Raw genomic sequence first — 23,970 nt, 5'->3', positions numbered from 1 at the left:
CGCTATGCGACAGCCCCATTTTTTTATTTTGAGTATTGCTCTTTAACTTTTGAAAGTTTTGCGTTTAAGTAAGCCATATTAGAGTTACTTAATACTTTTGATGTGTTCTTCCTTGTATATGCTTCTAACTTAATCATAAATTCATTAGGCTCAATTTCTTTATCATTTACTAGCTTTAACCCCTTCTCCCATGAAGCTGTTAGTGAAGGGTTTAATAGCGATGGTATAGATATTCTTATAGATTCGTATATCATCTCTCCAAGCTCTGTTGGTGTTAAGATTTGAGTTTTGCTATTTGATTTAATATAATTTATATTCATTAATTTTTTTAATATCTCTGCCCTAGTTGCTGATGTACCTATACCAGCACCTTTTATATGCTCTCTTAATTCTTCATCCTCTATTAACTTACCTGCGTTCTCCATGGCTATTATCATAGATCCTGTTGTATATCTCTTAGGTGGTGAAGTTTCTCCTTCTTTTATCTCTAATTCATTTATATTAACCTTTGTTCCTTTACGTATATTTCCCTGGAAATCACTTTCCTCATCATTTTTATTTTCTTCTATAATTACTAAATATCCCTTATCTATGCAAACTTTTTTATTTAATAAAAAATTTTCATTCCCTACAGATATAGTTATTGCAATCTTACTATATTGAGCTGGTGGATAAAATATACTTAAAAATCTTTTTAAGATTAATATATAAATCTTTCTATCTAACTCTGGAAGTCTATTTAAATTTTCTTTTCCTTCTCCTGTTGGAATTATGGCATAGTGATCTGTTATTTTACTATCATCTACATATTTACTTTTTATTATAGATTTGCTTAAATCTTTAGATATAATTGTTTTTACTATATCATTTAACTTATCACCTATTGGCATATGTATAAGTTTCATTAAGTTACCCTTTATCCCTTTTGCTACTGCTGTAGATAATACTCTAGCATCTGTTCTAGGATAAGTAACCATCTTCTTTTCATATAACCCTTGTATAATCTTTAATGTTTCATCAGGACTTATTTTAAATTTTTTTGTACATTCATTTTGTATTTCTGCTAAATTAAATAATAAAGGTGCATTCTTTTTTTCTTTAGTTTTCTTCACTTCTTTAATAATTCCAAAACCTATATCTCTAATCTCTTTCATTAATATCTCTGCATCTTCTTTTTTCTTGAATCCAACTTCATTATATAACTTAGGTGATTCAAAGAACTTAGATCCTTCTATAGCTTTCCATTCTCCTTTTAATAAAAGACTCTCTTCATTTTCTTTTGAAAATTCACCTGATATCTTATAGAAAGAGGTTTTCTTAAATTCTCTTATTTCTCGTTCTCTTTCTACTACCATTCCTAATACACATGTCATTACTCTACCAACTGCAATAACCACATTCTTATCTGTTTTTATTATATTAGCTAAAACTCTTCCATATCTAAGAGTTAATAATCTTGAGAAATTAATACCAAAGATATAATCTTCTTTTGCTCTTAAATAAGCAGAATATGCTAATGAATCATATTCCGATAAAGGTTTTGCTTCTTTTATTCCTCTTTTTATTTCTTCTTCTGTTTGTGAATCTATCCATACTCTTTTCTTAACTTTATTAGGGTTACCTGCCATATCATCGACTAATCTATATATATACTCTCCTTCTCTCCCTGAGTCAGTACATACGTATATAGTATCTACATCATCCCTATTCATAAGGGAAGAAACTACATTAAATTGGGCTGATGCTGAAGGTATTACCTCATATTTATATTCTTTAGGTAGAAATGGTAAATCTCTTAAATTCCAAAACTTAAGCTTTTCATCATATACTTCTGGGTAACTCATTGTTACCATATGACCTACACACCAAGTAAATATACTCTTTTCCCCTTCTATGTATCCATTATTTCTTTTTGCTTTTACGTTTAATAATTTAACAAAATCCATTGCTACTGATGGTTTTTCTGCTATAAACAAAGTTTTTCCCATAAGAACTTCCCTTCTAAGTAAAATAAACCCTCTAAATAAGAGGGCTCATTTTATTATACTATATAATTAACTACATTTCATTAAACATCCAAATAAAAAAGTTTAAAACACCAGCAAATATAAGCCATATCATATAAGGAATTAATAATATTCCTGAAATCTTATCTACTTTAATAAATTTTATAAATGTTATTATTACTAATATAAATAATATAATAAGCCATATAAAAGCTATTCCATATAATCTAAATGTAAAGAAAATAAAACTCCACATAAAATTAAATATAAGTTGAACTAAATAAAAGAAATATGCCCCATTATCATTAGCACCTTGCTTATTTCTCATATAAATTCTATATGCTGCAATTCCCATTAGCACATATAATATAGTCCATATAATTGGAAATACATAGCTAGGTGGTGTAAATATCGGTTTTTTTAACATTGCATATGTACCCATAGTATTCTTATTTAAATACCCAACTACTAACCCACCAACTACCGGAATTAATATATTTATTATCAATGGAATAAATTTAAATTGTCCATTTACCTTAAATATATTAAAACTATGCTTCGTCCCTTTCTTATTCACTTTATTTTTTATCTTTTTAGCCTTTTCTTTCATAACACACCTCAAAGTAATATTTCATTATTATATATGCGCTATTTCTTAAAAGTATGAAATCAAAAATATATATCTGAAAATTCTATATCTACTTTTTCTTCTAATTGATTTATTTCATGTAATACATCATTGTAAGATACATATTTTTCATCTGAATAAGGAAAGTTTATTATAAATCTGTTTCCATCTTCTCCTATAGTTTTTAAATCTATCTTCCCATCGTTTAACTCTACTAAATTTTTTGTAAGAAATAATCCAAGTCCACTTCCTTCTGATGGTCTTGCTAAAGAATTATCTAATTTAGTAAATTTATCAAATATAACTCTTCTTTTATCTTCTGGAATTGCTTTAGCATTATTTTCTACTATTATTTCTATATTATCTTTTAGACATTTAATACTTACTTCTATTTTACCGCCTATTTCTCCATGTTTTAAAGAATTAGACAGTATATTTAACATAATTCTTTCAATATGAACCCTATCACAATACATATAAATCTCTTCTTCTTCTGGATCAAAAATTAATATATTTTCTTTTAAAAGCATATATTTATTACTTGCAAGAACTACATTTTCTACTATATCTACAATATTGTAAACTTTTTTATTAGCCTCTAAAAATCCTTCTGTTAATTTATTTGTATCTATAAAGTTATTTATTGTTCTTATAAGTCTCAAACAATTTTGTTTAATAAGTTTATTATTTCTAACAACCTTTTCTATATTTCCATCACTTATCATTAATTTATTTAATTGTAGTGCTGAAGATATAACATTTATAGGAGTTCTTAATTCATGAGATATATTTGAATAAAATTCATCCTTTACTTTTTCACTAGAAATATATTTTTTAACATTTTTAATAATTGTTCTATGTTCATTCAAATCTGTAATGTCCTTAATTAAAAGGATCTTATTTTGGAAATCCATATTTATTAAAGTTATCTCTAAAACCCTATTTCCATTGCTTTTATCCTTTATTTTTACTTCTTTTATAAAACCACTATTTATTTCTTCTTCATTAAATTTTTGACCTATAAGTACCTCTAAAATATAATTTATATCTTCATTAATAATTCCGCCTCTTAACTTACAAAAAACATAATCGAGTCCATCATCATTTATATAACTTAAATTGTTATTATTAAAAATTAATATACCTTCTGAAATTGACTCTATCATCTATTCATATCTTTTTTCACTTTTAGCTATTTGCTTCTTTGTATCTTTTAATAACTTTTCTCTTCTTATTAAACTTGCATTTAATTCCTTATTATTATTTTGTAGTTCTTTTAAACCTTCAAAAGCTTGTTCATATGCATTACTTAATAAATTTCTCTCTACTAACTTGTACATTATTATAAATGATATTAATTTTATAGTACAAATACTATAACTTAATATGAAAAAATCCTTAATTTCAAAATATGCAATTATATTATATATTGTTGTTATTATACTCCATAATATTAAAAGCCTTTTTTCTATTGATACTTTTATATTATGAGATTTTTTAATATATATTAAATGTGCTACAAGTAATATTAAATTTAATATTATAAACAAATTAGGGCCTAGTATATGTTTATTAACTAAATTATTATTTAAATTTAGAAAAATAACCATACTTATGATAGTTACTATAAATACTACATTAGATTTAAATGTTGAACTATTTTTTTTATCTAATATAAGTGCAAGTAGTAATACAACTGATTCAAAATATGATAATAATATATTAATTAGTATGCATGATAATTTATTACTCATGTCTACTACATAATTTAAACGCAATATTAATAATAACGTAATATAAAAAAAACCAATTCCTATATATTTTATAAAACCTAAATCTTTTCTACTTTTTTTTATATTTGACATAAAAAATATAAGTATGGCTATGATTATACATAAAATATTTATGTTGAAATTATATCTATATATTTCACTAGAAAATATAGATAATCCAATTATACATATTATAAAAAATCTTGTTAATAATCCTCTTTCTATAACCTTCTTCTCTTTATCTAACCTACGAAACTCCATATCTTTTTACCCTTGAAAATTCTATAGTAAACGTACTACCCTTTCCTATTTCACTTTCTAATTTTATATTACCATTTTGCTTTTTAATTAAATTATATACAACAAACAGACCTACGCCTGAACCATCTTCTATTCTATTATCTATATTCTCCATTGAATATTTTTTAAAAGCTTGTCTTGTAAAATCCTTACTCATTCCTTTTCCTGTATCTTTAATTTCTATATAAACTTTTTCATAATCTGCTGTTATAGTTATATAAATATAACCTCCTGATTTTGTAAACTTTACCGAATTATAAATAAGATTTAAGATTATTCTTTCTATAAATTCTTTATCTATATTTACATAAATCTCTTCTTCAGATGTATCGAAAATCATATTTATATTTTTATTTTTAACATACTCTGCTAGAGAAATAACCTTTTCCTCAATATCTGAAACGATATTCCTTACTTCTAATTTAGGATGTAAATAAGCAATATTTATTTTACTTATATCTATTAAATTATTTGTAAGTTGTATTAAAGTTAAACAATTTTTCTGACTTATATCGTTGTACTTTCTTAAACTATTTATATCATTATTACTTATTAATATTTCATCTATTTGTACCGCTGAATAAATAACATTAATTGGAGTTTTTAAATCATGCGATATATTAGATAAAAAATTCTTTTTTAATATATCTTTTAACTTATTTTCCTCCATCTCTTTTTTCATCTTTTCCATTTCTACTTTTTCTGTAATGTCCTCTAGACTAAACATAATTTTATTATTATATTCGTCAATCTTTAATAATCTTATTTCCAAATTTCTAGGTTCTTTTCCTTTTAATAAAGCCATATATCCTTTGTTTTTATCTAGGTTAAAAAAATCATTAAAGTAAATATTATGCTCTATTATAGAATCTAATTTTTTATTTATGACATTTCTAATATTTTTTTCACCTATTAAACTTAAGAAACTCTTATTACAATAAAAAATTCTATTATTCAAAGTATTAATTTTTACTATAGGTTTTGGAATAACCCCTAGAAAATTTCTATACATCCCCTCTCTTTCCATCATAAACTCTTGAGATCGTTCCATTTCAATATTTCTAACCTTTATTCTATTGTTAATTATTTCTAATTTGTTATTTTCTTCATATGTTTCTTTAAAAATAAAATTATATGTACTTTGTATTAAATTTAACATTAAAGATAACATACATGATTCATATATTACAAATTTTATTATACTAAAATTTGTTACCCATCCACCTTGAAAAATCAAGGTTACAAAAACAGCTATTATAGACATTATTAGGTTTATACTAAAAATATTTATTTTATTATTCTCAATTATTTTTTTTCTTCTTATTCTATAAAATGCTATTATTAATAATAAAAGTTCTATACTTAAACAAACATTAGGTATTAACCATGTTAATAAATGTCTAGAACTTATAATATATAAAATCCCTTTAACTCCGGTCCAAAAAATATAATCTATATATATTCTATTAGTATTTTTACATCTATAATTGGCTATTAAATAATACATAAGGATAAAATTAAAATTATTATCCCATAAAATCTTTATATCGGTAATTCTAAAATATATCCCACCAAAATAACCATTAGGAAAAAGTCTAATTATGTAAATAATACAAATTAAGCCTAAATGAAATTTTAAAACTTTATATAATTTTAACTCACTAAAGTAACTACTATGAATTACAAACATAAGTGCTGCTATACTAAACATTAATGAAACTAACTCTAATATAATAAATCCCATAATATTTTTATGAGTAAAAATCATCATGATAACTAAATTTAATATTGTAAATCTAAGTAAGTTTTTTAAAAAATTATTTTTTTCTACATTAAACACATTATCATCACAAAATATTTCATCAGAAAACTTATGGTTATCCATTTTTTTCACCTCATTAAATATTCTACATTATTTTTACTAATAATGGAACATTTTACTTGAAAATATTAGTTAAATTCTTATATTATGTAAAATTAAAAGAGAAACCATCTTAAATTAAGATAATTTCTCTTTTTTGTAAAATCTCTTATATTTCTTTAGAATCTAACCATTTTATAATGTTAAAAATTACTTCATCTTTGTTATTCTCATTTAACATTTCGTGGCGACCATTCTTATATAATTTATATTCCACATCTTTTATCCCTATAGACTTAAATGTTTTATATAAATTCACTATTCCCTCTCCAAAATATCCTACTGGATCTTTATCCCCTGCAAATATATATATCGGAATATCTTTAGGCATAGACCTTAAATTTTCTTTTTTATGAATATCCCATAATCCTTTAATTAAATCATAATAAAATGAAGTTGAACATATAAAGCCACATTTTTCATCTTCTATATATTTATCTATTTCCTCTTCAACAGAACATAACCAATCATACTCTGTTCTATTTGGTTTGAAATTTTTATTAAAACCACCAAAAGATAACTTATCCATCAACTTACTTTTGGCTTTTCTTCCTTTTATTTTCATCTCTATCCTAGCAACTATAGCTCCCAGTTTAGTTATATTTTTAGGTTTTCCATTACTTCCTGAAAGTATTAACGCATCAATACCATTACCATATAATTGAAAATATCTTTGACTTAAAAAAGATCCCATACTATGTCCAAATAATATTAACTTTTTTCCTTTATTTTCCTCTTTAATTATATCAGTAAGTTCTTTTATATCATTTATCATCCAATAAAACCCATCATTATCTGCTATATATCCTAAATCTTCTCTCATTTTAGCCGTATCTCCATGCCCCCTATGATCGTGAGCGTAGACCACATATCCTTTTTCACATAATCTTTTAGCAAAATAATCATATCTTATTGCTGTTTCTGTCATCCCATGAGCTATCTGTATAACCCCTCGTACATTTTCTATATCTGGAGTCCATTTATAATAACTAATATTTACTCCCTCTTTATCCTTAAACATAAACTTTTCCATTTAATACACCCCATTAAAGTTTCTATTTCCATATATTATTATATATCTATTTAAGTATGTCAATTTATAAACAAAACTTATATTATCTTCATTGGTAACCTTTGAAGTTTGTGATATACTATTGATAGTTTAAATTTGATTTTTAACTAAATGATTAAATCCATTTATTATTGTAAATAATATTGGATAAGTATTATAAGGTGGTGAAGACAATTAGTATTAAGTCAGTATTAAGCATTCTAGCTTCAAAAATTACAATTTTTCTAACAAAAACAATACTAAAAGGAGGAACTACATTTCCTGGTAAGGTAGCTTTAAAAATAGATAAAAATATATTATCTAAGGTTTCCAATGGATATAAAGTCGTTCTAGTTACAGGAACAAACGGTAAAACAACTACAACTAGTATGATCTATAATATCGTAAAAGAAAGCGGACATAATGTAATAACTAACAACACTGGTGCAAATCTATTCCCTGGTATAGTTACTACATTTATAGATAACTATAAATTCTTCAATAAAGCTAAAGATACATACGCTATTATAGAAGTTGATGAAGCAAACATTAAATATATAACAAAATATATAACTCCAGAAATAATTACTGTTACTAATTTATTTAGAGATCAACTTGATAGATATGGTGAAGTTTATACTACTCTTACTAAAATTTTAGAAGGTGTTACTCTTGTACCAGACTCAACACTTGTTTTAAATGGTGATGAATCTCTTCTTGGTAACCTAAAAGTAAAAAATAAAACTGTTTTTTATGGTTTTAATACACCAATTAACGAAAATAAAAAAATTGATGTCAATGCAGATGCAAAGTTTTGTAAATTTTGTAAATCTCCTTATGAATATAACCATATTACATATAATCATTTAGGTGATTTCTACTGTACAGGCTGTGGATATAAGAGAGCTGATCTTAAATATGGAGTAGATGAGATTATAGAGTTAACAGCTGAAAGCTCAACTGTCCGTTTTGATAATCTACCTATTACTGTAAGTCAATCTGGTGTATATAATATATATAATGCATTATGTGCATATTCTATTACCAAAGAACTTGGCATAGATGAAAATATAATAAAAAACTCTCTTGAAAATCAAACTTCAAGTTTTGGTAGACAAGAAGTCATTAATATTGATGGTAAGAATTTAAAAATAATATTAGTAAAAAACCCAGCTGGATATAATCAAGCTTTAGATACTTTATGTTTAAACAATGAATCATTCAGTTCTGCTTTTTTACTAAATGATAACTATGCAGATGGTAGAGACGTTTCATGGATATGGGATGTTGATTTTGAAAAACTTCATACTTTAAATATAGATGAAGTATTTATATCTGGTATGCGTTGTTATGATATGGCAGTTAGACTTAAAATAGCAGGATTAGATCCTGATAAATTTATCCTAGAAGAAACTTTTGAAGGCCTTACTGAAAAAATTAAAAATGGTACTAATAATAAAGTTTATGTGTTAGCAACTTATACTGCAATGATTAACTTTAGAAAATACCTTCATTCAAAAGGTTATATAGATAAACTTTGGTAAAGGAGATTTTAATTATGGAATTAAATATTTGTCACCTTTATCCTGATTTGCTTAATGTTTATGGAGATGTCGGTAATATACTAATTCTTAAACATAGAGCTGAAGCTAGAGGGATAAAAGTTAATATTATAAATACTTCATTAAATGATGAATTTGATTATGAAAATATAGATTTCTTATTTTTTGGTGGTGGCCAAGATTACGAACAATCTATTGTATCTGATGATCTTAAAACTAATAAAAAAGAAGCTATTGAAAAATATATAGAATCTGGTAAGGTTACACTTGCTATTTGTGGTGGGTATCAATTGCTTGGAAACTATTATAGAGCACCTAATGGTGAGAAAATAGACGGTTTAGGAATTCTTGATATATATACAGAAGGTGGGAATACTCGTTTCATTGGTGATACGGTTATATATAACAAAGAGTTTGATGAAACTTATGTAGGTTTTGAAAATCATTCTGGTAGAACCTATATAAACAACTTATCTCCTCTTGGAGTTTGTAAACATGGTTTTGGGAATAATGGTGAAGATGGTCAAGAAGGCTGTATTTATAAAAATACTTTCTGCACTTATTTTCATGGATCTCTCCTATCAAAAAACCCTGAGCTTGCTGATAGATTTTTAAAATTAGCTTTAGAAAATAAGTATGGTAACATTAATCTTGAAAATATAGATAACTCATTAGAGTTAAAAGCTAAAGAAGTTATGATAAATAGACTTAATTCTAAATAAAAATAAATGCTAGGCTTAATTGCTTAGCATTTATTTTTATTTATTTATTACTTTAATCTTTTTTAAATACTCTATATCATCATCTTCAATCTCATCTAAAGATTTAAATTTATATCCTTTTTCTTTATAGAAATTTATAGTGTTTTGAAGTGCAGCTATTGTAGTTTCTTTTCCACTAATATCATGCATTAGCACAACTTCTACAGGGTATAATCCTCCGTATTCCTTTATTCTAGAGTCTATAAAGTTTACAGATACTCCTTGCTCTTCAGTATCTCCTGAATCCACACTCCAGTCTATATAATATCTATTTTCACTTTTTATCCTATTTTTTATTTCTGTCATTATTTGTTCATTTCCAATAGTATTATCAGAACCCCCAGGCATTCTTATAAATTTGAAATCTCTTTTTCCTATAATGTTAGAAATAGTCTCTTCACACTTATTTAAATCATTAAAATATTCATCTGTACTACTATATATTTCATTATATTTATGTATATTAGTATGTGGCATTATAGTCATATTTTTTTCCTTTAGAAGTTTAACTAATCCCTTATTATTATTAGCATTATCTCCTATTAGAAAAAAACTTCCTTTTATATTATTACTTTCTAATATATTTACAATCTCTTTAGTTATATTTTCATTTGGTCCATCATCAAAAGTTAGATAAACTACTTTTTTTGTAAAATCTGAATTACTAGCAGCAACAGGGGTATAATTTAAAATAATTGCAAAAAAAATCACTATAAAAATAATTGCAAACTTAAAGTATTTAGTTAAATGATTATTTAGTTTAATTTTAATCACCTCCTTAACTAAATATATTTTGTCCAGTTATTAAATTACTATAACATGAAATTAATATAAAAGTAATTTAAATACATTATTATTGTTATTATGTAACGTAAGTGTTATACTTATACAAGTGAAAATTTAAAATATTAATAGAGATGGGGAGATTTATTTTGAAAAGAAAAAGTATACTTAAATCATTAGCACTAGCTCTTTCCATATCTTTATTGGCACCTTTAGCTAGTAGGGTTAATGCAGAAGGAACTACTGTTTCTAATCCTGAAATAGTTGGAGAAGCTGCTATAGTAATGGATATGGATACTAATGAAGTAATTTACTCCAAAAATGCTGATGTAAAGCATTCATTAGCAAGTACTACAAAGCTATTAACAGCTTTATTATTTGCTGAAAACAAAACTAAAGGAGATTCAATTCCTTTTACTGAAGCTGCAGCAAAACAACCTGATGCTTCTCTTAATGTAAACTTTAAAAAAATGAGGGTCGGAGATACTCTAACTGGTGAAGATGCAATGGAAGCACTTCTTATTTTCTCTGCTAACGACGCTGCTTATATGATAGCAGAATCAGTTGCTGGAAGTGTAGATAACTTCGCTAACTTAATGAACGAAAGAGTAGCAAAATTAGGCTTAAAGGATTCACACTTTGTAAATCCAAATGGTTTAGAAGATACACCTACTAGTTATAATTATGCTACACCTTATGATTTAGCTATAATCGCTAAAGAATCTTTTAAAAATGATTGGGTAAGAGAAACATTAAAACCTTATAATCCTGCTGCTAAAATAAATATAACAGGTTCTACATATATATTAGAAAGTAGAAACAAAAATTTAGGCAAGAATGGAAACATTGGTGGTAAAACAGGTACAGAAACTCAAGCTGGTCATTGCTTCGTAGGCTTCTATGAAAGAAACGGAAGGAATCTAGTTACTGTTGTTTTAAAATCTGAATATGGTGCTGATGGAACTGCAGTATTTAAAGATACAGAAAAAATAGCTGATTATGGTTATTCTTCTGAAAAACAAGTATATAAAAAAGCTGGAGATGAAGTTGGTACTGTTGATTTAGAATATAAAGTTTTTAGATTCTTCGGTCCTAAAAAAACTATAACAGCTCCTGTAAAAGTATCAGAAGATGTTATGTATTATAAAAATGACTTTAACGATAAAAATTCTAAAATAGAATATTTAAATGAAGATAAAAATGCTTGGAAATTAACTGGTGGTAAAGAAGTTGCTTTAACATATTCTTCTCTTGGTCATAATGAAGAAGTAAAAGGAACTGTTGATGTTTCAACTGGTGAATTATTAAAAGCTAACTTAGGTTTTTATTTAGCATTTATATTAATAGTAGCTATAATAGCTATACTAGTTTTAATTATAATAAGAATTGTTAATATGAGAAAAAGAAGATCTAGAAGAAGAAGAAGATATTAAAAAGTGCCTTAAGGCACTTTTTTTATATACGTTATCCATGTTATTCCTAACACATTTTTCTTAAATATGTTATAATTCTAAAGTAATTATATAAGATAAGGAGCTAATTTATGAAAAAAGTTGATTTTAAAGGTAGTGTGGTTTTAAACCCTGTACCAGTAGTTTTAATAACTTCTAGAAATTCAGATGGTAAAGATAATGTATTTACTGTTGGTTGGACTGGAACTGTATGTACAAAGCCTCCTATGCTTTCTATATCTATAAGACCTGAAAGATTATCTTATGAATATATAAAGGAAACAATGGAATTTATAGTTAACATCCCTTCATCTAAAATGGTTAAAGCTGTTGATTTTTGTGGTGTTAAACCTGGTAAAAAAATTGATAAAATAAAAGAAATGGGCTTTACTATGAAAGAAGGTACAAATGTTAATGTAGCTTATATAGATGAATGTCCTATAACAATTGAATGTAAAGTAAAACAAATTTTACCACTTGGAACTCACGATATGTTTATTGCCGAAGTTTTAGCATCTCATATTAATGATTCTCTTATTGATGAAAAAGGGAAAATTCACTTTGAGAAAGGTGATTTAATTTCCTATTGTCATGGGGAATACTTTAGGCTTCCTCAAAATTCAATAGGTAGTTTTGGATTCTCAGTAGCTAAAAAAAAGAATCTAAAGACAAAAAAAACTAATAAAAGTCCTAAAAAAAGAAAGTAGTCAACAATCACCATTTTATTACAAATTTTATATTGACTTTCAGCTTTACATAATTTATACTTTAATTAAAATTTTATAAAAGAGGTATTCTTATGAAAATTATATCTTATAATATTCTTAATTGTGATTTAGATAAAAAAATTGAACTTTTGCAAATCAATGATATCTTCAATTTTTTCTATGATACTCCACTTGAAATAACTAAAGATGATTATGGATATGGATATTTAGAAAAAAATGATTCTTCAATTACACTTAAAGTTGCTTTTGATGGTGAAGATAAAGATTTTGAAAACTTTAAAGAATTAGTTACTTCACTTTTAGAAACAAAACTTGAAAATATTGAAGAAGTTAATTATGATTATACAAATTATGATTTTCCTATCGTTGAAATTAACAATGAATGGGTTCTTGCTTCTCCAGAAGAAGAAATTAACAATAAAAGTAAAATTAATTTCATATCTCAAGGAGCTTTTGGAACTGGACTTCATGAAACTACAAAAGACCTTTTAAATTTAATTCTTACTAAATTAAATTTAACAAACAAAAATGTTCTAGACATAGGTACTGGTTCTGGAATATTATCTATTGCATCTTCAATTGCAGGTGCTTCCTCAGTAACCGCAGTAGATATAAGAGATGTTACTGATGAAGTTGAATTAAATGCTTCTCTTAATGGACTTTATAACATTAAAGTTCTTATAGGAGATTTACTATCAGATGAAATGGATGTTAATGAAAAATTTGAATGGATATATATAAATATTGGTGGAGAAGAAACTAAAATGTTTATGGATTTCATCAAAAGACATTTAGATGAAAATGGTAAAATACTTATATCCGGTTTAGTAGAATGGAGTTTTGATGAAGTAAGACAAGCCGTAGAAAACTATGGTTTTAAATTACAAGAAAAATATCAAACAAACGAATGGATAACTGCAATATTTAAATAATAAAAAAGCACCTTTTGGTGCTTTTTTACTTTCCATATAGATATTTATAGACACTGTAATTAGTTTTTACTTTATCAACGTATTTTTTAGTTTCTTTAAAAGGTATATATGATAATGTTTCTCCATCTTTTGAATACTCATCATCATTTAACCATTTATTTACGTTTCCACTTCCCCCATTATAGGCTGCTATAATTAAATCTAAGTCTTTAAATTCATCTCGTAAATTGTGTAAATACCAACATCCAAGCCTTATATTTAATTCAGGATCCATCAGCATATTAGGCATAAAATAATTTATGCCAATTTCCTTACATGCCCATTCTGCTGTATTATCCATAACTTGCATTAATCCCTTAGCTCCTCTATTAGATACAGCCTGTTCTTCAAAATCGCTTTCAGCTTTTATAACAGCTAATACTAATAATGGATCTAAGTCATATTCCTCACTATATTTCTCTACGTAATCAGTATATTTGTAAGGAAAAACATACTGTTTCATGAAAAAAATCAACCCAAAATATCCTATAATTAAGGTAAGCAAGAATATTAATATGCGTTTAAATTTCATAGTCATTCTCCCTACTAACAAATTTCTCTTAAAAACTCTATTAATCCATCTACTTGATTTTTAGTATTTAATAAATCCCCATTATTATTTAATATAATACTTGCAAATTCCTTTTTTCTCTCCAAAGGCATCTGTGAATTAATCCTATTAATTGCCTCTTCTCTTCCTAGTCTATCTCTATTTTTTATTCTTTGAACTTGTGTATTATTATCTACCCAAACTAAAACAACAAAATCCATATTATTATGTAGATCATTTTCAATTAAAGTTGGGGCATCAAGAATTACAATATCTACTCCATTTTTCTCGTATCTATCTATAGTTTCTAAGATTTCTTTTTTTATATACGGTATAATTATCTCTTCATATTTTTTTCTTTGTTTTGGAAATCTGAAAATATGGTTACCAAACTCTCTTCTTCTAAACTCACCTCTCCAGTCAAAAAAACCTGATCCAAATTCAATTTTAACCTTCTCTAATATTTCAGGGTATTTTTCTAACACATCTTTGGATATTTTATCTGCATCAATAATAGAAAACCCCTTTTCTATTAACATTTTAGAAACTGTACTTTTGCCAGATCCAATTCCACCTGTTAACCCTACCTTAATCATTAATTAAGCCCCCCTACTTAGCCTCATACCATGTTTTTCCTATATTAATATCAACCTCAAGTGGCACTGATATTTGTAATACATTTTCCATTTCTTCTTTTACTATATTTTTAACTTCTTCAAGTTCATTTTCTTTAACATTTAATATAAGTTCATCATGAACTTGCAATATAATTTTACTTTGTAATTTTCTTTCTTTTAATTTGTTATAAACATTAACCATAGCTAATTTTATAATATCCGCTGCACTTCCTTGTATAGGCGCATTCATCGCTAATCTTTCACCTAAGGCTTTAACAATCCTATTTGAAGATTTAATTTCAGGTATAAATCTTCTTCTATTTAAAATTGTCAATACAAACCCATTTTCTTTTGCTTCATTTTTAGTGCCCTCTAGATATCCTTTTATTTTAGGATATCTATCAAAATATATTTCCATATATTCTGAAGCTTCTTTTTTAGTTATTTTTAAATCTTGTGAAAGACTAAAATCACTAATTCCATATACTATACCAAAGTTTACTGCCTTAGCTCTACCTCTCATTAAGGATGTAACCTCTTCTACAGGCACTTTAAATACTTCTGAAGCTGTCTTAGTATGTATATCACTATGGTGTTTAAATGCATCTATCATATTTTCATCACCAGCCATATGAGCTAAAACTCTTAGTTCTATTTGCGAATAGTCACATGAAAGTAATATATCATTGCTTTCCATAGGTATAAACACTTTTCTTATTTCTCTACCCATCTCTTGCTTTATAGGTATATTTTGTAGATTAGGCTCTGTACTTGAAAGTCTTCCTGTAGTTGTTACAGTTTGATTAAAGCTTGAATGTATATGCCCATCCTCATCAATTACATTTTTAAGTCCTTCTACATAGGTTGAATTTAATTTTGTTATTTGTCTATAATAAGTTATTTTAGGTATTATATCATGCTTATCCTGAAGTTTTTCTAAGACTTCTGCATTAGTTGAATATCCTGTTTTCGTTTTCTTAATTACTGGTAAGTCTAATTTTTCAAAAAGTATTTTTCCAAGTTGCTTTGGAGAATTTATATTAAATTCTTCTTCTGATAACTCAAAAATTTCTTTTTCAGTCTTTGCTATTTCCTCTTTAAATATAATAGCTAATTCATCTAACTTATCTTTATTTATATTAAAGCCCAAAGCTTCCATAGAAGAAAGAATATATATTAAAGGATGTTCTACCTTATAATAAAGTTCTTCCATAGCTTCTTCTTTTATTTTATCTTTTAATACATCATATAGCTCTTTAAGTTTTGCAATATTTTTTGCCTTTAATAAATTCCCTTCGCCATTAATATCTTCCCCTAAATAGTCATTTATTAAAGTTTGTACTTCATAGTTTCCTTTTGATGAATCTATTAAATAAGCAGCTATTGAAGTATCAAATTCAAAAGCTTTTATTTCTATATTATTTTTATTTAATATAGTTATTAAAGTCTTTGCATCATGTATAACTTTAATCTTGTTTTCATTTTCCATAAAAGCTTTTAATGAAGCTAAAGCATCATCGCTGTTCTCATTCATAACTTTATCTATATCAATTATAAATGTATTTTTACCATCATTTATATTCAAGGTAGCTAATTGTATCTTAGAATATTTTGAAGAGTTTATTACTTCATATGTAATAAAACACTTATCTCCTAATTCGCTTACTGCTTTTTTAAATTCATCTAAAGTATTTACCTCTTTGAAATCTATATTTACTTGTTCTGCTTCTTCATCATTTCCAGGTAATTTATTAATTATAGATTTCATTTGAAGATTTAATAATAACTTCTTTGCTCCAACTCTGTCATATGCCTCTTTACTTTTTATATCATCTAAATCAAACTCTATTGGTACTTCAGTGATTATAGTGGCTAACTTTTTGCTGAATATAGCTTGCTCACTAAAATTAGTTAAGTTTTCCTTTAGCTTTTTTCCACTAATATTATCTATATTCTTAAGAACCTCTTCTACAGAACCATAAGTTTGAATTAATTTATAAGCCGTTTTTTCACCTACTCCTGGAACTCCTGGAATATTATCTGATTTATCTCCCATAAGCCCTTTAACATCAATAAATTGTGTTGGTGTAACATTAAATTCCTCTATGAAAGTCTTTTCATCATATATAGCTGTTTCTGTAACACCTTTTTTAGTTATAACAACATTAATATTATGTGAAGCTAATTGAAGAGCATCCTTGTCTCCTGTAACTACATATACTTCAATACCATTTTTCTCTGCATATTTTGCTAAAGAACCTATTATATCATCAGCTTCAAAGCCATCTATTTCATAAACATTTATAGCTAATAAACCTAGTAATTCCTTTATTAAAGGAAATTGTTCTGCAAGCTCTGGTGGCATCTTCTTTCTTCCTGCTTTATACTCTTCATATTCTTTATGTCTAAAAGTTGGTCCTTTTTTATCAAAGGCTGCAACAATATAATCTGGTTTAATTTCATCTTTCATTTTAAATAGCATATTAGTAAAACCATATACTGCATTAGTATGTGTTCCATCACTTGTTGTAAGTGGTGGTATAGCATAAAATGCTCTATTTAAAAGAGAATTTGAATCTAAAATAAGTAATCTTTCCATTTATTCCTCCAAATTAAGGATTAATTTCCTTAGAGTTTTTTCTTTACTATAAATTATACTATTTTTTAACTATAAAATCATTATATCATTAAGTAAGATTTTAAATTTTACTTATATATTAAATATTAAGTATCATTTATAAAATTACCCAAATTACTTATAATTAATTCATGAATTTTAGACTAAAAAATACTTAAATCTAGTTCATCAGATAAATCTTTTATAACTTTAAGTCCTGCCATACTATTCCCTTTTTGATCTAATGCAGGTCCAAATATACCTATACCATATCTTCTAGGTACTGTTGCTAAAATTCCTCCACCAACACCTGATTTTGCTGGTATTCCAACATGAACTGCAAACTCACCTGACGCATCATACATTCCGCATGTAACCATTATAGTCTTAACTATTCTACATACTTCTCTAGACATTAATCTTTCATCGCCCCAAGGAGTTACCCCTTCATTGGCTAAAACAGCTCCAAACCTTGCTAAATCTCTTGCTGTTACTTCTATTGAGCATTGTTTAAAATAAAGATCTAAAATTTCTTCAATATCTCCAGATAATATATCATTACTTTTCATAAAATATGCTAATGATCTATTTCTATCTCCTGTTGCTTTTTCTGATTTATACACTTGTTCATTTAATGTAATATCATCATTATTAGTTGCTTTTCTTAAAAATTCTAATATCTTATTAAGCTTCTCTTCTTCTGTTACCCCACCTATTAAAGAAGTTGTAACTATAGCTCCTGCATTTATCATAGGATTATACGGTCTGTCACTTTGTGTAACTTCTAAATTTACAATTGAATTAAATCCCATTCCTGTAGGTTCAACATTTACTTTCTTAAATACATTTTTTCTTCCATTGTCTCTTAATGCTAATATTAATGTTACAACCTTTGAAATACTTTGAATTGTAAATTTTACATCACAATCTCCTGCAGAGTATTCTCTACCTTGTAAATCTACAACACATACTCCTAAATTATTTGGATCAGCTTCTAAAAGTGCTGGTATATATGATGCAAGTTTTCCTTCTGCTCCATATCCTCTATTTTTTTCTACTAAAGTCTCTAATAAATTAAACATATATAATCACCTCGTATTATCTCTTATAACTTCTAAATTCAAGTATTTCTATTATATTAATAAATTAAAGTATATACAAGGGTAAATCATCTCTTATTAAATTACTAGACTGATTTTTAAAATTGTGGGAAAATATAAAATATATTATTAAATATTGCGAGGTGTTACTAAATGGAAAAAATGTTAAAAAAATATGCTGAATTAGCTGTTAAAAAAGGAGTTAATATTCAACAAGACCAAACTGTTATAATAAACTCACCTATTGAATGTGCTGATTTTGCAAGAGAAATTGCTAAAGAAGCTTATACTATAGGCGCTAAAGATGTAGTAGTACACTATAATGATCAAAAACTACAAAGAATAAAACTTGAAAACTCTTCTATAGAAACTCTTTCTTTTGTTCCTGATTGGGTTGGAGAATCTTATAATTATTATGCAAGAAATGGAGCATGTGTAATTTCAATATCAGCATCTGATCCTGATGCATACAAGGGTATTTCTATGGATAAAATTGCAGCTATGCAAAAAGCTAGACAATTAGCTTTATCTGAATACTATGAATACTCTATGTCTAATAAAATTCGTTGGACTGTAATATCTATTCCTACAGAAGCCTGGGCTTTAAAAATATTCCCTAATGTCTCAAAAGAAATTGCTGTTGAAAAGCTTTGGGAAGTTATTTTTAAGGTAGTTAGATTAGATAATGAAAATCCTATTAAAGCTTGGGAAGAACATAATAAAAATTTAAGAGAAAAATTAACTTATTTAAATAATAAAAACTTCGAAAGATTACATTTTAAAAATAATAAAGGCACGGATTTAACTATAGAATTACCTAAAGGACATATTTGGTTTGGTGGTTCTGAAGATTGTACTAATGGAATTGAGTTTAATGCTAATATGCCAACTGAAGAAGTCTTTACACTTCCTAAGAAAAATGGTGTTAATGGTACTGTTGTTTCTTCTAAACCTCTAAGCTACGGTGGAAATTTAATAAATAATTTTTCACTTACTTTTAAAGAGGGTAAAGTTGTTGACTTCTCTGCTGAAGAAGGCTATGAAGTATTAAAAGAATTATTAGAAAGTGATGAAGGTGCTAGATATTTAGGTGAAGTGGCTTTAGTTCCTTTCGATTCTCCTATTTCTAATTCTAATATTATTTTTTATAACACTTTATTTGATGAAAATGCTGCTTGTCATTTAGCTTTTGGAAAAGCTTATCCTATTTGCATTGAAAACGGCTCTGAAATGTCTAATAAAGAACTTGAATCAAAGGGTGTTAATACATCAATAATACATGTTGACTTTATGATTGGTACTGAAGATTTAGATATAACAGGCTTCACTGAAAACAAAGATGCTTTTGAAATATTTAAAAATGGAAACTGGGCATTTTAAATTTTTTTATTAATTAATTTTATCTAAAATTAATATGTATATTATATGTGAGGTTTAGTCTATACTTTATACTATAGACTAAATTAAACATTAGGAGGAAAAAATGATTAATATTTTAATTTTAGGTGATAATTGGTTTGTATCTAGATCTCTTTCTAAATATCTTACTGATAAAAACTACGAAGTAGATATTCTTACTAATGAAGACGTAAATATAGATTCTATTGATTTTAGAACTCATATAATATGTAATAGACGTTGTGAAGATGAATTAAATAAAGTCTTAAAAACTAAACATTACGATATTATCTTTGATATATCAGCTTATAGTAAAGAAGATGTAGAAATTCTTTTTAATTGTATTAATCCATCTTCTATAAAAAAATATATTTTCTTTTCTTCAGCCGCTGTATATACTCCATCTAAAGAGGAAACCTTTGAAGATTCTAAAAAAGGTGAAAACTCTATTTTCGGAAACTACAGCTTAGGTAAGCTTGATGCAGAAAAATATATAACTAACTTAATTTCAAATAATAATCTTAATGCTATAATATTCAGACCATCTTACGTTTATGGAGAAGGAAATAATATTTATAGAGAATCATTTTTATTCGATAAAATAAAAAATAATGAGATTATCTATATTCCAGATGATAATATAAAAATTCAATTCATTTATATACAAGATTTATTAAAGATTTGTGAGTGTGCAATTTATAATGATCATATAAATAGAGCATATAACGTAACAAGCCCAAGTAGAATTTCTTTGAGAGAATTAATTGAAACTTGTGGTAAAGTCCTAGGTATAAAACCTACTATAAAAACTACTACAGATAATTTGAATGTCGAAAACTCCTTTCCTTTTAAAAGTATGGATTTAAATTTAAACATTACTGATTTAAGAAAAAATGGATTTCACCTTCCAGTTATATATTTAGATCAAGGTCTTAATTTAACTTATAAAAAAACAAATGGATTTTAAAAAAATCCATTTGTTTTTTTATTTTTTAATTATCTTCACTTCTTGGCTTATCTTTTCCAAGTTTTCTTGATTCTTTAGAATATCCAACCTCATCAGCGGTTTCAGCTTGCATCTTTCTTAATTCTGCTTTAGTTTTTTTACTAGCCTTTTTATTATCTTTTGAATTTTTATTATTCTTATGAGCCATAAAAACACCTCCTATACTTCCTATTTATTTTTTACCTTTATAATTTTTTTATTCTAGTATTAATTGCTATAAAGATTTATTCTTAAGTTAGCTTTAAACAAAAAAATAAAGACACTCTTTAATGAGTTGCCTTTATTTTCATAACCTAAAATAATTTTTATAGTTTTAACTATTCTATTTTATAAGTAGTCTTATTAAAACTATAGCAAATATAATTTGACAAGTACCTACTAACAATCCGTATAACATTGCCATTGGGCCTTCTTTTACTAAATCTCTTATTTTCACTCTCATTCCAATACCAGCTAAAGCTATTATTTCAAAGTTTCCACTTATCCACTTAAATGATTTAGCTACAAATTCTGGTACTATTCCTAAAGTATTAAGAATACAAATTAAAAAGAATCCTGTTATAAACCATGGAATATTTAATCTTCTCTTTTTCTTAACTTCTTCCACTTTATCTTTTTTTAATTCTTCTTTATTTTCCTCTTCTGAGAAATCTATTTTTTCATAAATTAAAACTACAACTACTATTAATATAATTCTTATTATTTTAAATACTGTAGCTAATTTAACAACATCGTCACTAACGAATTTTGCTGATCCTATAACTTGTCCTACTGATTGTAAAATTCCTCCCATAATTGCTGATGTTTGAAGAGTTGCATTATCATATAATACTGATGTAATTACAGGTAATAATATCATTAATATAGTTCCTATAACATTTACTATAGTAATTGATATTACTTTATCTGAGTCATCTGCATTAATAACTGGTGCTGTTGCTCCAATAGCTGATGATCCACAAACTGAGTTTCCTGATGACATTAATAAGCAATATTTTCTATTGAATCTTAACTTTCTTCCTATAAAATAAGTTACTGTCATTGTTAAAGTCATTTGAAGTACTATAAAAATTAAACCGCTATATCCTAATTGTAATATTTCAGCTAAGTTTAAATTTGCTCCCATAAGTACAATTGAATAATTTAACAAATCTTTTTCTGCAAATTTAGTTCCATCTTCATATTTTTTCTTATGAAAAATCGTATTACCTAATACTATTCCTATAAATATTGCAAAACTCGCTGCTCCTATGGTAGTAAAGTAGCTACCTAAAAATTCTGATATTATTCCCACAATTAAACATATAATTAAACCAGGAAAAATTTTTTTAAATTTACCTAACATTTCTTCACCTCTAAATTCAATCTCGTTTCTACAGATATGATTATAAATTCAAAGACTTAAAAGGTAAAATACTATTAATTTATAGTTATAATAGGTATTTACTTATATACTGTTTTTCTCAGCAAATTCCATAAACTTTTTCATATTATTGGAGATAAACTTATCTTTATGAATTATAAAAAGCAAATCTCTTTTTATAACTCCCTCTTTCAATCTAAAAGCGTTTAAATCTCCACTCTCAAGCTTTTCTTCAATAGTTATAAGAGAAATACACCCTATTCCTAAATTAGCCTCTACAGTCCTCTTAATAGCCTCTGTATTGCCTAATTCTAAGAATATATTAAAAGGTAAGTTTTTATTGTTAAGAAAATTTTCTACATGCTCTCTTGTTCCACTTCCATCTTCTCTCATTATAAATTTTTCTTTTGCTAACTTTTCTCCACTTATAATTTTTTCTTCTTTAAATTTATGATTTTTACCACAAATAAATACCAGTTCATCTTCCCATACTTTTTCTTTGTTTATTTCATCTGATTGTACACTACCTTCAACATATGCAAAATCAATTTTATTTTCTAAAATAAGCTTTTCTATATGCTCTGTATTTTCAATAATTAGTGATATTTCTATATCTTTAAATTCACTTGAAAACTCTTTTATAATTTCAGGTAATATGTAGATACCTATAGTAGTACTTGCACCTATCGTTATTTTTCCTTTTATATTATTATTAAAATCTTTTAATATCTTAGTACTTTCATCATAAAGATTTAAAATTCTTCTTGTATAATTTAAAAATATTTCACCTTCATGAGTTAAATATAACTTTTTACCTATTCTATCAAATAATTTAACTTCTAATTCGTTCTCTAACTCATTTATACTTTGACTTATGGATGGTTGACTTATGTACATATTTTTAGCTACTTTAGTCATATTTAAACATGTGGCTGTCTCATAAAATATCTTTAACTTTCTAAAATTCATTTTACCTTCTCCTACAAAATATTTCTAATTTATTAATAATAACATAAAAACCCAGCACCTGCTGAGTTTTTTATAATTTATTTATTATCTACATCTTCATAATCAACATCAATAATATTTCCTACTATGTCATCTGTTTCTATTGTATCTACTTTTACATCATAATTTGAAGTTTCATTATTATAATATTGATTAGAATTTTTATTATTTCTTCTTTGAATAAACCAACCCTTAATTTTAAAGAAGATATATAAAATTAATCCTATTAATATTGCCCATGGCAATATTGTAAATGTTAAAGACATAATTAAATAAAAAACTAAAAATCCACCTAATATGTATAATAAAGTTTTAAATCCACCATTCATAATTCCATACCTCAATCTTACTTATTTTTTTATTTTGCTTGTCCTTAT

General features: G+C 26.0%; 22 protein-coding genes. 7 read left to right on the top strand and 15 right to left on the bottom strand.

Features of this window, described 5'->3' with window-relative positions; genetic code table 11:
• Positions 1-23: 23 nt before the first annotated feature.
• The 6 genes from BTM21_RS03645 to BTM21_RS03620 form a co-directional block, all read right to left on the bottom strand.
• Positions 24-1,988 (bottom strand): DNA topoisomerase, encoded by a 1,965-nt coding sequence (locus BTM21_RS03645; RefSeq protein ID WP_021876076.1) that lies wholly within the window; start codon positions 1,986-1,988, stop codon positions 24-26.
• Between the two features lie 70 nt (positions 1,989-2,058).
• The gene (locus tag BTM21_RS03640) at positions 2,059-2,616 is read right to left on the bottom strand and encodes a TspO/MBR family protein (protein ID WP_021876077.1); all 558 of its coding nucleotides are present in this window, start codon (positions 2,614-2,616) and stop codon (positions 2,059-2,061) included.
• A gap of 59 nt (positions 2,617-2,675) precedes the next feature.
• Positions 2,676-3,800, bottom strand: coding sequence for a sensor histidine kinase (locus BTM21_RS03635; protein WP_096145343.1), 1,125 nt, complete (start codon positions 3,798-3,800; stop codon positions 2,676-2,678).
• Entirely contained in the window at positions 3,801-4,667 is an 867-nt protein-coding gene (locus BTM21_RS03630) for a hypothetical protein (protein ID WP_096145342.1), read from the bottom strand.
• On the bottom strand, positions 4,654-6,591 hold the full coding sequence (locus tag BTM21_RS03625) for a sensor histidine kinase (RefSeq protein WP_096145341.1): 1,938 nt from the start codon (positions 6,589-6,591) through the stop codon (positions 4,654-4,656). Before BTM21_RS03625 ends, BTM21_RS03630 begins: the two co-directional genes overlap by 14 nt.
• Positions 6,592-6,736: 145 nt before the next feature.
• Positions 6,737-7,660 (bottom strand): alpha/beta fold hydrolase, encoded by a 924-nt coding sequence (locus tag BTM21_RS03620; RefSeq protein ID WP_021876081.1) that lies wholly within the window; start codon positions 7,658-7,660, stop codon positions 6,737-6,739.
• Between the two features lie 203 nt (positions 7,661-7,863).
• Here BTM21_RS03620 and BTM21_RS03615 point away from each other — a divergent pair, with 203 nt between their 5' ends.
• Entirely contained in the window at positions 7,864-9,222 is a 1,359-nt protein-coding gene (locus tag BTM21_RS03615; RefSeq protein WP_079481855.1) for a Mur ligase family protein, read from the top strand.
• A 14-nt stretch (positions 9,223-9,236) separates the two neighbouring features.
• Positions 9,237-9,962, top strand: coding sequence for a type 1 glutamine amidotransferase (locus BTM21_RS03610; RefSeq protein ID WP_021876084.1), 726 nt, complete (start codon positions 9,237-9,239; stop codon positions 9,960-9,962).
• Between the two features lie 36 nt (positions 9,963-9,998).
• Here BTM21_RS03610 and BTM21_RS03605 read toward each other — a convergent pair whose 3' ends face one another.
• Positions 9,999-10,775 (bottom strand): polysaccharide deacetylase family protein, encoded by a 777-nt coding sequence (locus BTM21_RS03605; RefSeq protein WP_021876085.1) that lies wholly within the window; start codon positions 10,773-10,775, stop codon positions 9,999-10,001.
• Positions 10,776-10,933: 158 nt separating this feature from the next.
• Here BTM21_RS03605 and BTM21_RS03600 point away from each other — a divergent pair, with 158 nt between their 5' ends.
• From BTM21_RS03600 to BTM21_RS03590, 3 genes are all read left to right on the top strand, one after another.
• Positions 10,934-12,217 (top strand): D-alanyl-D-alanine carboxypeptidase family protein, encoded by a 1,284-nt coding sequence (locus tag BTM21_RS03600; protein WP_079481480.1) that lies wholly within the window; start codon positions 10,934-10,936, stop codon positions 12,215-12,217.
• A gap of 110 nt (positions 12,218-12,327) precedes the next feature.
• Positions 12,328-12,942 carry a flavin reductase family protein gene (locus tag BTM21_RS03595; RefSeq protein WP_021876087.1) on the top strand — a complete coding sequence of 205 codons (615 nt, stop codon included), beginning with the start codon at positions 12,328-12,330 and terminating at the stop codon, positions 12,940-12,942.
• 92 nt (positions 12,943-13,034) lie between these two features.
• The gene (locus tag BTM21_RS03590; RefSeq protein WP_021876088.1) at positions 13,035-13,895 is read left to right on the top strand and encodes a 50S ribosomal protein L11 methyltransferase; all 861 of its coding nucleotides are present in this window, start codon (positions 13,035-13,037) and stop codon (positions 13,893-13,895) included.
• Positions 13,896-13,920: 25 nt separating this feature from the next.
• On the opposite strand, the gene BTM21_RS03585 is transcribed toward BTM21_RS03590, so the two are convergent.
• The 4 genes from BTM21_RS03585 to glsA all read right to left on the bottom strand — a co-directional run bounded on the left by BTM21_RS03585 (position 13,921) and on the right by glsA (position 18,800).
• A complete protein-coding gene (locus tag BTM21_RS03585) occupies positions 13,921-14,466 on the bottom strand; it encodes a lytic transglycosylase domain-containing protein (RefSeq protein ID WP_079481481.1) in 546 nt (181 codons plus the stop codon).
• Positions 14,467-14,480: 14 nt separating this feature from the next.
• Positions 14,481-15,080 (bottom strand): dephospho-CoA kinase, encoded by a 600-nt coding sequence (coaE, locus tag BTM21_RS03580; protein ID WP_021876090.1) that lies wholly within the window; start codon positions 15,078-15,080, stop codon positions 14,481-14,483.
• Positions 15,081-15,093: 13 nt separating this feature from the next.
• Entirely contained in the window at positions 15,094-17,700 is a 2,607-nt protein-coding gene (gene polA / locus BTM21_RS03575) for a DNA polymerase I (RefSeq protein ID WP_021876091.1), read from the bottom strand.
• A 182-nt stretch (positions 17,701-17,882) separates the two neighbouring features.
• Positions 17,883-18,800 carry a glutaminase A gene (glsA, locus tag BTM21_RS03570; RefSeq protein WP_021876092.1) on the bottom strand — a complete coding sequence of 306 codons (918 nt, stop codon included), beginning with the start codon at positions 18,798-18,800 and terminating at the stop codon, positions 17,883-17,885.
• 171 nt (positions 18,801-18,971) lie between these two features.
• Between glsA and BTM21_RS03565 the strand changes: the two genes are divergently transcribed.
• Entirely contained in the window at positions 18,972-20,198 is a 1,227-nt protein-coding gene (locus tag BTM21_RS03565; RefSeq protein ID WP_021876093.1) for an aminopeptidase, read from the top strand.
• A gap of 103 nt (positions 20,199-20,301) precedes the next feature.
• Positions 20,302-21,183: an NAD-dependent epimerase/dehydratase family protein gene (locus tag BTM21_RS03560; protein ID WP_021876094.1), complete on the top strand. Its 882-nt coding sequence runs from the start codon at positions 20,302-20,304 to the stop codon at positions 21,181-21,183.
• 25 nt (positions 21,184-21,208) lie between these two features.
• Here BTM21_RS03560 and BTM21_RS03555 read toward each other — a convergent pair whose 3' ends face one another.
• The 4 genes from BTM21_RS03555 to BTM21_RS03540 all read right to left on the bottom strand — a co-directional run bounded on the left by BTM21_RS03555 (position 21,209) and on the right by BTM21_RS03540 (position 23,922).
• Positions 21,209-21,370, bottom strand: a complete 162-nt coding sequence (locus BTM21_RS03555) for a hypothetical protein (protein ID WP_021876095.1) — start codon at positions 21,368-21,370, stop codon at positions 21,209-21,211.
• A 174-nt stretch (positions 21,371-21,544) separates the two neighbouring features.
• Entirely contained in the window at positions 21,545-22,567 is a 1,023-nt protein-coding gene (locus BTM21_RS03550) for a YeiH family protein (RefSeq protein WP_079481482.1), read from the bottom strand.
• A gap of 102 nt (positions 22,568-22,669) precedes the next feature.
• Positions 22,670-23,554 (bottom strand): LysR family transcriptional regulator, encoded by an 885-nt coding sequence (locus BTM21_RS03545; protein ID WP_079481483.1) that lies wholly within the window; start codon positions 23,552-23,554, stop codon positions 22,670-22,672.
• 77 nt (positions 23,555-23,631) lie between these two features.
• Entirely contained in the window at positions 23,632-23,922 is a 291-nt protein-coding gene (locus BTM21_RS03540; RefSeq protein ID WP_021876098.1) for a hypothetical protein, read from the bottom strand.
• Between the last annotated feature and the right edge of the window lie 48 nt (positions 23,923-23,970).

The sequence above is a fragment of the Clostridium chauvoei genome (assembly GCF_002327185.1).
Lineage (GTDB): Bacteria > Bacillota > Clostridia > Clostridiales > Clostridiaceae > Clostridium > Clostridium chauvoei.
The sequence above is the reverse complement of the archived record's forward strand: the minus strand, read 5'-3'. Positions and strand labels throughout refer to the sequence as shown.